The sequence below is a fragment of the Microvirga vignae genome (assembly GCF_001017175.1).
In the GTDB taxonomy this organism is placed as follows: Bacteria; Pseudomonadota; Alphaproteobacteria; order Rhizobiales; family Beijerinckiaceae; genus Microvirga; species Microvirga vignae.
Genome location: NZ_LCYG01000108.1, coordinates 25,392 through 36,333, shown reverse-complemented (window position 1 = coordinate 36,333; position 10,942 = coordinate 25,392). Strand labels below are relative to the sequence as shown.

General features: G+C 64.3%; 7 protein-coding genes. 3 read left to right on the top strand and 4 right to left on the bottom strand.

Annotated elements, in window-relative coordinates; all coding sequences use genetic code 11:
- Positions 1–382 precede the first annotated feature (382 nt).
- Positions 383–1,312, top strand: a complete 930-nt coding sequence (locus tag AA309_RS28565; RefSeq protein WP_047192410.1) for a class I SAM-dependent DNA methyltransferase — start codon at positions 383–385, stop codon at positions 1,310–1,312.
- Positions 1,313–1,475: 163 nt separating this feature from the next.
- Here the strand turns inward: AA309_RS28565 and AA309_RS28560 are convergent, their stop codons facing one another.
- On the bottom strand, positions 1,476–2,294 hold the full coding sequence (locus tag AA309_RS28560) for an SDR family oxidoreductase (RefSeq protein ID WP_047192409.1): 819 nt from the start codon (positions 2,292–2,294) through the stop codon (positions 1,476–1,478).
- Between the two features lie 143 nt (positions 2,295–2,437).
- Here AA309_RS28560 and AA309_RS28555 point away from each other — a divergent pair, with 143 nt between their 5' ends.
- Both AA309_RS28555 and pdeM read left to right on the top strand, forming a co-directional pair.
- Positions 2,438–4,951, top strand: coding sequence for a ligase-associated DNA damage response DEXH box helicase (locus AA309_RS28555; RefSeq protein WP_047192408.1), 2,514 nt, complete (start codon positions 2,438–2,440; stop codon positions 4,949–4,951).
- Complete coding sequence (pdeM, locus tag AA309_RS28550) at positions 4,948–5,649, top strand: ligase-associated DNA damage response endonuclease PdeM (RefSeq protein WP_047192407.1); 702 nt, start codon at positions 4,948–4,950, stop codon at positions 5,647–5,649. The genes AA309_RS28555 and pdeM overlap by 4 nt, the downstream gene beginning before the upstream one ends.
- Positions 5,650–5,800: 151 nt before the next feature.
- On the opposite strand, the gene AA309_RS28545 is transcribed toward pdeM, so the two are convergent.
- The 3 genes from AA309_RS28545 to AA309_RS28535 form a co-directional block, all read right to left on the bottom strand.
- Positions 5,801–6,595 carry a TIGR02186 family protein gene (locus AA309_RS28545; protein ID WP_047192406.1) on the bottom strand — a complete coding sequence of 265 codons (795 nt, stop codon included), beginning with the start codon at positions 6,593–6,595 and terminating at the stop codon, positions 5,801–5,803.
- A gap of 26 nt (positions 6,596–6,621) precedes the next feature.
- On the bottom strand, positions 6,622–7,551 hold the full coding sequence (locus AA309_RS28540; RefSeq protein WP_047192405.1) for a sulfite exporter TauE/SafE family protein: 930 nt from the start codon (positions 7,549–7,551) through the stop codon (positions 6,622–6,624).
- A gap of 116 nt (positions 7,552–7,667) precedes the next feature.
- Complete coding sequence (locus AA309_RS28535) at positions 7,668–10,919, bottom strand: SEL1-like repeat protein (RefSeq protein ID WP_047192404.1); 3,252 nt, start codon at positions 10,917–10,919, stop codon at positions 7,668–7,670.
- Positions 10,920–10,942: the final 23 nt, after the last annotated feature.

Here is a 10,942-nt window from a genome sequence, read left to right as displayed (position 1 = left end):
CCGGATGGCTCGGAACCTCCTCCGCCGTCAGCCCGCGCTTGGCGCGGGCATTCACGTCTTGCGAGTGCGGCGTCTCCCAGGACGGGGATGGCCGGGTCAAGCCCGGCCATGACGGGGTGGGGCGGCCATGGCTTGCGCGACCAGTGAGAAGGGCTCCTCCCCGTCATCCCCGGCCTTGGGCCGGGGATCCACGTCTTCTGACGGTGCGGTCCAAAAGACGTGGATCCCCGGGACTGATCCCCGGACCAAGTCCGGGGATGGCCATGACGAGGAGAGGTCGTGGCGGCATGGTGCACCAAGCCGGGGCTATCGGGTGAGACGGTGCGGCCCGCTTTCGGATACCTGAATTGACAGCCCATCGTCTCTGCCTCATGGCAAAGCCATGCCGTTGACCTCTTCCTTCCGATCCTCCGGCGATGTCCTTGCCGATCGCCGATACGAATATGCCAGCGCCGCCTTTGACGAGCGCGATTTCGAGGCTGCCGCCGATCTGGCCCGGCAGGTGCTGGAACTTGCGCCGCGCTTTGCCCCGGCCCATACCCTCCTGGGGCGCGCGGCGGCGGAGCTGGGCTTGCAGGGCGAGGCCGTGGAAGCCCTGCGCCGGGCGCTGGAGCTTGAGCCGGAGGATGTCCTGGGCGTTCGCCTCGATCTCGCCCGCCTCGGGGCTCTGCGGCCCGATGAGGCGATGACGGACAGTTATGTGCGGGCCCTGTTCGACGAGTATGCGCCCAAGTTCGACCGGCATCTGACGAAGAGCCTGGCTTATCGCGGGCCGGAGCTGATCGCCGATGCGCTGCGTCGCGCCTGCTCCAGGCAGATCAGGGATTACCGGTTCGGGCTCAGCCTCGATCTCGGCTGCGGCACGGGACTGATGGGGCAGGCGCTCGATGGGGTGTCCGCGTCGCTCGTCGGCGTCGATCTCTCGCCGCGCATGCTGGAGAAGGCCACGAAGACCAAGCTCTACGATGAACTCCACGAAGGAGAACTCGTCTCCTTCCTGAAAGGGCGCCCCGATTCGGAGGCTGGTCTCGTGGTAGCGGCGGATGTGTTCGTCTACATGGCGGAGCTCGACGATGCATTCCGCGAGGCGCATCGCGTGTTGAAGCGCGAGGGGTTCTTCGCCTTCACGGTCCAGGCGCATGAAGGCGAAGGCTTCGTTCTTGGGGCTGATGCGCGCTATGCCCATAGCGAGAGCTATCTGCGAGAACTCGCGGATGCGACCGGCTTTGCGACGATCATCCTGGAGCGGGTATCGACCCGGGAAGATCGCGGTGTGCCGGTTCCCGGGTTCCTCGTTGTGCTGCAGCGCTGATCCTTCAGCGTCTCAAAACTCTTCTGGGCTCATCCAGCAAGACTGCGTCGTCACCGGCCTTGTGCCGGTGATCTCGATTCCTTGAGGTGCGGTGCTTGTCTCCATCGGGATGGCCGGGACAAGCCCGGCCATGACGCTGTTGGGCCGTGTTCGCGAGAGGCTCTTAGTCAGCCGGCGTCGACGGGTGCGGCGCGCTCTCGTAGCAGCCGACCACCGACTGGTCGAAGTCGATGACCGAGCCGGTCATCATGCCGGATTCAGCACTCGCCAGGAACGCGACCGCGCGTGCGACTTCCGCCGTTTCGAGCAGGCGGCCGAAGGGCTGCTCCTTCGCAGCCTTTTCCAGCCAGCCATCCTGAGCGCCGTGATAGGTGCGCAGGGTCTTGTCCTCACCCGGCGTGTTCATCCAGCCGATGTTGAGGGCGTTCACGCGGATGCGCCAGGGCATCAGGCTGAAGGCGGCGTTCTTCGTCAGCGTCGCCAGTGCTCCTTTGGAGCCGCTATAGGCGGTGATGAAGGGCTGGCCGCCATGGGCCGACATGGACAGGATATTGACCATGGAGCCTTCGATCTTCTCGCGCCGCATGATCTTGGCCGCATCCTGCATCAGGAAGAACGGCGCGCGCACGTTCACCGCGAACATCCGGTCGAACAGTTCCGGGCTCGTGTCGAAGATCGTGCCGCGGTCGGTGATGCCGGCAGCGTTCACGAGAACGTCGACGCGCCCGAACGCGCTGTCGGCGCGGGCCACCACCTGGCGTGTGTCATCCATGTTGGCGAGTTCTGCTTTCACGAATTCCGTGCGGCAGCCTTGCGCCGTGATCTCCCGCGCCACGGCCTCGCCCCGCTCCGCGTTGCGGCCACAGATGACGAGGCCCGCAGCGCCGCGCTCGGCGAGCGTGCGGGCGATGGTTTCCCCGAGACCCTGCGTGCCCCCGGTCACGACGGCGATGGCATCTCTGAACTGGGCCGAGTTGGTCATTGGCGTTTCCTCCTGATCGTTTTTCGGTTGCCCCAAGCTGAAGGCATCTGGCGGAAGATGGCAAGGCGGCAAAGGATTAGCTTCACACCAGAAATTCAGCCTCCCGTAGCGAAACTCTTCCTCCCCGGTTATCTTGTAAGGGCATGTCCAAAGCGTTCGCATCCCTTCTCCCCAAAATCTTCAGGGACTGGTTCGAGAGCCGAGGCTGGGAGCCTCGCGAGCATCAGCTGCAGCTTCTCGCCAAGGCCGAGGCGGGCCGCTCCGTGCTGCTTGTGGCGCCCACGGGTGCGGGCAAGACATTGGCCGGCTTCCTGCCGAGCCTCGTGGAACTGGCGGAGCTCGGCCCGCGCCGCGGCACGGCCAAGGAGGGCCGAGGGCTTCACACCCTCTACATCTCGCCCCTGAAGGCGCTCGCCACCGACATTGCCCGCAACCTCGAAACGCCGGTTCAGGAGATGGGCTTGCCGATCCGCATCGAGACCCGCACGGGCGACACGCCGTCCCACAAGCGTGCACGCCAGATCGAGCGCCCGCCGGACATCCTGCTGACGACCCCGGAGCAGCTGGCGCTGCTTCTCGCCCATCGTGAGGCTGCGGACTTCTTCAAGGACCTGCGCCGCGTGGTGCTGGATGAGCTGCATTCGCTCGTCACCTCGAAGCGCGGTGATCTTCTGTCGCTCGGGCTCGCGCGGCTTCTGAACCTGGCTCCGCAGGCGACAGCCGTCGGATTGTCGGCAACGGTGCGCGAGCCGGACGATCTGCGGCGTTATCTGGTGCCTCAACGCGAGGATGAGACGAGCCTTGCCGATCTCGTCGTGGTCAAAGGCGGCGCGCAGCCTGACATCCGCATGCTGGAACTCGACGAGCGTCTGCCGCTTGCCGGCCACACGGCGTCCCTGTCGATGCCGGCGATCTACGGGCTCATCAAGCGGCACAAGACGACGCTCGTCTTCGTCAACACGCGACTGCAGGCGGAATACACGTTCCAGGAACTCTGGAAGCTCAACGACGACGGCTTGGCCATCGCCCTCCATCACGGCTCGCTCGATGTCACGCAGCGCCGTCGCGTGGAAGAGGCGATGGCGGCGGGAAAACTCAAGGCCGTCGTGTGTACCGCCACCCTCGATCTCGGCATCGACTGGGGCGACGTGGATCTCGTGGTGAATGTGGGCGCGCCGAAAGGGGCGTCGCGCATCATGCAGCGCATCGGCCGTTCGAACCACCGCATGGACGAGCCGTCGCAGGCCTATCTCGTGCCGGCCAATCGGTTCGAAATTCTGGAGTGCCGCGCCGCCTTGGATGCCGTGCACGAGGCGGCGCAGGATACGCCCGATGCCCGCATCGGCGCGCTCGACGTTCTCTGCCAGCACATTCTCGGTATGGCCTGTGCCGATCCGTTCAAGCTCGAAGATCTCTACGAGGAGGTGCGATCCGCAGCGCCCTACGCATCGCTCTCCTGGGAGGATTTCGAGGCCTGCGTCGCGTTCGTCGCCACGGGCGGCTATGCCCTTCGCGCCTATGAGCGCTTCGCCAAGATCGTCAAGGGCAATGATGGCCTGTGGCGCGTGCGTGACGGCAAGGTGGCGCAGCAATATCGTCTGAATGTCGGCACCATCGTCGAAGCCACGATGATCAAGGTGCGCCTCGGCAAGACATCGCGCGCGAGGCCCGGAACGGTGCTGCCGCGCGGGCGCATCCTCGGGGAGATCGAGGAATATTTCGCCGAGACGCTGACGCCCGGGGACACATTTCTCTTCGCAGGCGAGGTGCTGCGGTTCGAAGGCATCGCGGAAGACGAGGTGCTGGTCACGCGCGCGGCCTCGGGAACGGACCCGATGATCCCGTCCTATGAGGGCGGCAAGTTTCCGCTCTCCACCTTCCTCGCGGCACGCGTGCGCGAAATCCTCGCCGATCCTTTCGAGTGGGATCGTCTGCCGCCGCAGATGACGGAGTGGCTGCTGCAGCAGCGCCGCCGTTCTTTTCTGCCGGGACCGCGCGATCTGCTGGTCGAGACATTCCCGCGCGGCAATCGTTTCTACATGACCTGTTTTCCCTTCGAGGGGCGTCTCGCGCACCAGACGCTCGGCATGCTGCTGACAAGACGCCTGGAGCGGGCGCGGCTGAAGCCCCTGGGCTTCGTGGCGAACGATTACGGCATCGCGGTCTACGCCTCGGGCGACATCGCCGCACGGGCGGCGCGGGAGCCAGGCTTCATGGACGAGCTCTTCTCCGAGGACATGCTGGGCGACGACCTGGAGGACTGGCTTGCCGAATCCTCTCTCATGAAGCGCACCTTCCGCCAATGCGCCGTGATCGCGGGGCTCATCGAGCGCCGCTTCCCGGGAGAGCAGAAGACGGGGCGGCAGGTCACGATCTCGACCGATCTCGTCTATGACGTGCTGCGCAAGCACGAGCCTGACCATGTGCTGCTCCGCGCCGCGCGGGCGGATGCGGCAACGGGACTCCTGGACGTGAGGCGTCTCGGCATGATGCTTCAGCGCATCCGGGGGCGAATCATCCACAAACCGCTCGACCGGGTTTCTCCTTTGAGCGTGTCCGTCATGCTGGAGATCGGCCGCGAGCGCGTCTATAGCGACAATGCGGACGAGATTCTGGCCGAGGCGGAAGCGGCGCTTCTCGACGAGGCTTTGGCGTGACGGCATTGCGAAAGAACAAACAGACAACGCACGAAATCGAGCTGGCGGGGCAGCTGGCCCTCCTGGACCTGTCCGGGGGCCTCTATCTGCCCGCGCATGACGCCTTGCTCGTGGCCGATCTGCATTTCGAGAAGGGATCTTCCTTTGCGCGTCGCGGCATGATGCTGCCTCCTTATGACACGCGCGAGACCTTGAGCGCGCTGTCGGATGTGGTGTCGCGCTTCAACCCGCGTGTCGTCATCGCGCTCGGCGACAGCTTTCACGACATCGGCGGGCCCGATCGGCTGGGCGATGAGGAGCGCTCCACTTTGTCCGGCGTTCAGGCCGGTCGCGAGTGGATCTGGGTGACGGGCAATCACGACCGCATCCTGCCGGAGAGCATCGGAGGCCAGGTGGTGGTGGAGATGGCGCTTGGTTCGCTCACTCTTCGCCACGAGCCTGTCGCGGGAGAGCAGGCGGAACTGGCAGGGCATCTGCATCCCGTCGGCAAGGTGGTGATGCGCGGACGCGCCACGCGCCGCCGCTGCTTCCTGACGGACGGCACGCGCTGCGTCATGCCGGCTCTCGGCGCCTATGCGGGCGGCTTGAATGCCTGCGACGCCGCTTTCAAGCCGCTCTTCCCGAACGGCTTCACGGCGCATCTCATCGGCACGGAGCGCATCTTCGCCATCGCGAAGGCGATGCTCTGCCGGGATTGAGAAATCCATCACATTCTCTCGTCATGCCTGTCCCCGGACACGATCCGGGGATCAGTCCCGGGCATCCACGCCTTATGCGCTGAGGCTTAAAGACGTGGATGGCCGCAGCACGTGCGGCCATGACGGCAGAGAGGATATGGCTCGCTCGAGCTCAGTCCCGCCGGAAGATCACGCTGGCGAGCCAGCCGAAGAGGATGGCAATCAGCGCGGTGGCGAGCCCGTAGAAGAGTGACCAGTCGCGGGCGACGGAACCGATCTGCTCCTCGAAGTCCGTTTTTACCAGCTCGAAATGAGTGATCGTGCTGGCTAGGATCACCGTGTCGGCGAATAGGGTGACCTCCACGCTGTAATCGCCGGGCGGGGCTGTTGCCGGAAGCGGGATGCTCGCCCGGAAAATATCGGCTGTCAGGAAGGTCACTCCGCGCTCGTCTTCCAGATAGAGACCTTGCTGCGCCTTGAGTCGATAGAGCGCCTCCCGGAACTGTTTGTCTGCGCCAGCTCCGCGCTCGTTCGTGAAATCCGTCGAGTTGATGATGGCTCGAAGACCGATCTTCTGACGCTGGCGCAATTGAACGCTGGTGATCTCCTCGATGGACCTTGATGTGAGAACGCTCAAATAGGCAGGGGCCTGTGGAAACTTCTGCTGCTCCTGGTTGATCCAGATGGGTCCCAGCCGCTCCTTCTCGCGGACGACCAGGAACTGACGTGGTCCGCGAACCGTGACGACAACGTCATAGCCCGTGGCACGGGCGACGGTTTGCGCGTCCCGCTCAATGGCGCCGAACACGGCAATGGATGTACCCGTGTAGTTGGAGTTGATGAGGACGCGATGGTTCGAGAGCGACGTGATCAGGGTCTCCGCCGAAGCGGAGGTGATGGAGGCGAGCACGACCAGGAGGATGCTGGAGCATCGGACCCAAAAGTGGAGGGCACTTTCTGGAACCATACGGTGCTTCCTCCTTTCAGGAGCCCTCACTGACGCACCTCCTGCACGGTAATCGAGAACGGCTCCTGCGGCTGCAGGACGAGCTCGAGCGCAAAGCGCAGGCCCACAGCCAGCAGCAGGATGGCGAGCAGGAAGCGGAACAGTTCCGCTCTCAAGTGACGCCCCATGCGTGCCCCGAACTGTGCGCCGAAGACACCGCCGATGATGAGCAGGATCGCCAGAACCATGTCGACAGCCTGGTTCTGCACCGCGTGCAGGATGAGAGCGACGAGGGTCGTGCAGACGATCTGGAACTGGGAGGTGCCCACGACCACGTTGGTGGGAACGCGGAAGATATACAGAAGCGCCGGCACGATAATGAAGCCGCCGCCGATACCGAGCAGGGCGCCCGCAAAGCCGATGAAGAGCGAAAGGCCGAGGATCGGAAGGACGCTCACATAAAGTTTGGAGCGGTAAAAGCGCATCCGCAAAGGCCAGCCGAGATAGGCGGCATGCTCGCCCGCCTGTCGGCGCAAACGCACGCTGCCGCCCCGCCGCTTTGTCCAGAACTCCCGAATGCTCTCTTTTAGCATGAGGCTGCCAACGACGGTAAAAAGCGTCACATAGGAAACCACGATCACGAGATCGAGCAGTCCTGCGCGCCGGGCGGCTGCAAAGAACCACACGCCGAGCGCCGAGCCGACGAAGCCCCCGGCGACCAGGATCGCGCCGAGCTTGTGGTCGAGCGCATCCCGCCTGATGGCCCCGAGCACGCTGGTCGTCGAGGACGCGACGATCTGGGCCGATTGGGTCGCCACGGCCACGGCCGGGGGGATGCCGAGAAAGATCAAAAGCGGCGTCATGAGAAACCCGCCGCCGATGCCGAAGAGACCTGAAATGAAGCCGACCGCCGCACCCATCCCAAGGATGAGAAGAACGCTCACGGGCATTTCAGCGATCGGCAGATAGATTTGCAATCCGGATCCCCTTGCCGGTTTCTTTGAGCCGGTGCAGGCACGGCGTGGCTACAATGATGCGCGGAGCGGTTTAAAGGACAAGTGCTGAACGTAAGCTGACCGCTTCCGCTCCGCCGTCAACTCCTGTTGGCCTGAGTTCGATCCAGAGCGGCCGTCTGGCCGTCCGCAGAAGCGGGCGCTTCGTTGGCCACAGGATCGACAGGGCGGGGATGCCACTGCTCAAGGGAGCCCTTCACCGCCGTCAATTCGGCAGCGCTCAGCCGTCCGGCGAGCTCGTCCCGCTTCTTGGCGGCGTCTGTGTCGCCTTGAGCGGCGGCCAGGGCGAACCACTTGTAGGCCTTCGGGAGATCCTGCTTGATTCCGAAGCCGCGGGCGAGAAGAACGCCCATGTTGAACTGGCTATCCTTGAGGCCCGCTTCGGCGGCTTCGTTGTACCAGCGCAGAGCGGCGGCGTAATCCGGCTTGCCGTTCCAGCCCGAGGCGAGAAGCGTGGCGAGGTTGTGCATGGCGCGGATATTGCCGCCCTGGGCTGCCCGCTCGTACCACGTCACCGCCTGCTTCGGATCGCGCGCGATGCCGATGCCCTTCTCCATGATCATCGCCAGGCGCTCCTGCGCTGGCGGGAACCCAGCCTGAGCTGCCCGTTCATAGAGATGGATCGCAAGAATCATGTCCCGGGGCATGTCGCGCCCCTCCGCTGCGCGAGATGCAACGGCGTAGATCGCTGTCGCATCGCCCGCGAGCGCAGCCTGCCTGAGAACGGTCGGAACCTGGGCCGGAATTTCATGGACAGTTGCAGGATCGACCAGGAACTTCGCAGTCACAGGCAGGGTCGGGGTTGCGGGCGCCACGAGGCTCGACGGCTGGAAGAGATTCGTCTTGTCTGGAGAGGCGGTGATGCTTCCCGTCTGGGCGGCGTCCTCGTGCGGCTTGGCCGTGACGAGAGGAACCGGTGCCGGCTGGGTGTGCCTGACGGATGAGATCAGCGGCAGGGGCGAGGGAACAGGTCCGCTGGAGATGACCTGCGCCGTTCCTGCTGCCAGGATCGCGAGACCGAGGCCGAGAAGAAGCGAGCGGCGATGAGACTCAAGACTTCTGCGGATGCGCTCGATGAGGGAGGCCGGCGTGTAGGATGAGGATTCTTCCGCGTCGACGGCTTCGATCTCGTCGACTCTCACCTCTTCCTCTGGCTGCTGCGTGGAGAAAGTCTGATCGGCTTTGTCGGCCTGCGCGGCCCGGCGCGCGGCCGCGATGAAACCGGCCCGCACATTGCCAAGGTCCGCCTCATCGGCGCTGGCGCATCGTGCGGACCCGGAGGGCCGCGTCAGCGAAAAGTGGCCCCGGTTTTCCGCATCAACGATGCGCTCATGAAAGGAAGGGAGCATCGGATCGGCCTCAAAAGTGGGGTCCGCTTTTGGGGCCGATGCTTGAGGCGGATTGACCACAACCTCCGATGCTTGCGGTTTCGCGTCATCGTCAGGGCGCGTCGTCGCGACTTCTTCGATTTGGGACAGAGTGACGGCATGCAGTCGGCGAACGGCCGCCTCCAGCCGGTCGGCAGGCTGCATCTGCTCAGGGGAGGCGGTGAGGATCGCCTGAGCGATCGAACCGGATGCATGAGCGACAACGCCTTGCTCGGGGAAGCGCGCAACAAGCGTCTCCAAGGCATCGTGAACGGCCCGCAGGGTCTCATGGGTCTTCTTGTCGGCGCGGCTCTGCAGAGCCTTCAGCTCCACGAAGCCCTGTTTCAACGCATCGAAGTCGCTTGTGTCAGGCAGGTTCGGCTGCAAATCCTTCAGCGCTGCTTTCGCAGCACGCTCCGCGATATCGGCGGCATCGTTCTGCAGGTTGCGAAGGTGATTTGTCGTCTCTTCAAGAACCTTCTGAAGAGGCTCGTCCGATTTTTCCGCCAAGCGCTCGGCAAGGGTGGTGATCTGCCGCTCGAGCGTATCGAGACTTGAAGGCTTGGGAGGGGCGCGATCGAGCTTCTCGTCAATCGTGCGCAGCATCAGCTCCACCGACGCGGTGTCCGCCTGCTGGCCAACATGACGCAGTTCCTCCTCGATCCTGTCGAAGCGCTTCATCAGCGGCTCGTGCGAAGGAGCTTCCTTCTCGGCCACGGCCTGAACCTGCGCGGACAAGCGCTCGATCATGGCGTTAAGGGCATCGTTTTGCGCAAAGCGGTTCTCGGACAGGCTTGCCATGCGCTCGGTCAAAAGCACCAGATGATCGGTGATCGGATCGAGATTCACGGGCTCGGGTGCAGGCCGGTTCACGAGTGCTGCGAGATTGCGGCGCATGCCCTCAAGCTGCGCGGGGATGTCGTTCGCCTCCTGGGCTTCGACATTGCGGTTGAGGGCTGTGCAGACATTTTCGAGCGAGATCTTGAGCGAGGAGAAGTCGCTGCGTCCGACCTGATGAATGCGCAGATCTGCGATCTGACGGCCGAGGGTCGTCACTTCTTCCGACAGGCGCTCGATCTGGCGAGGCTCGGCGCGCTGGGACAGATCATGACGCATGTCCACGATCTGGCTGCTGAGGAAGTCGATCACAGTGCGGTCGACGCCTGTCTCGGCGATTCTGTCGATCCTGGCTTTGAGCTGATCGATCTCGCCGCCGATGCGTCCGTGCAGGCCATCGTTGACCTCTCCCGACAGAGCCTGGATCTGACGGTAGAGAGCTGCCGTGGATTGGGCGAGGATCAGGAGATCCTTGCTGGCGGCACCCTGGCCCATATCCTTGGCGATGTCTTTCAGGGCATGATCGAGCGCGGCGATTTCCTCGCGGGTCGCGAGGTTGTCCATGCTCGTGCGCAGCCGCTCAATCTCGGCGCGGATTGCGCCGACGGCGGGCATCCATGTCTTGTCAGGTTGCGTCTCAGGTTGTGCCTGGCGCTCGGCGACCGCTTGGCGCTCGACCGTGTCGAGACGATTTTTCAAGGTGGAGAGAGCCTGCGAGAGGGCAGTGGCCATGCGGTCCTGATGATCCGCCGAAGCGCGTGCCGTTTCGTTCAGGCGCTCCTCGGTCTGCTCGATCCAGCTCGCCATGGATTCAAGCGCGATCGCCGTGCGGGAGGCGTGGTCCTGAGCTTGGCGCTCGCTCTCCGCCGTCACCGCCGCCATCAAGGCCTCGAGGTTTCTCTCCAGTTCAGGACGGGCGGCCTTCGCGGGGCGGGGCATGGCGGTGCCGACATCGTGGCCTGCAGGCTTGCGCTCCTGGGCAGACGAGGCGCGTCTTTCGTCCTTCGCGGCCAAAAGGGCCGCTGCCCATTCCTCAAGGCTCAATCCTGCTTGGCGGGCGGCGGCTTTGGCCAGTTCACGGGCGTCAAGGTCCAGCTCGTCGAGGTTCGAAAGGACGTGTCGTCTCATGGCCGCGCTCGCGGGGGATACTA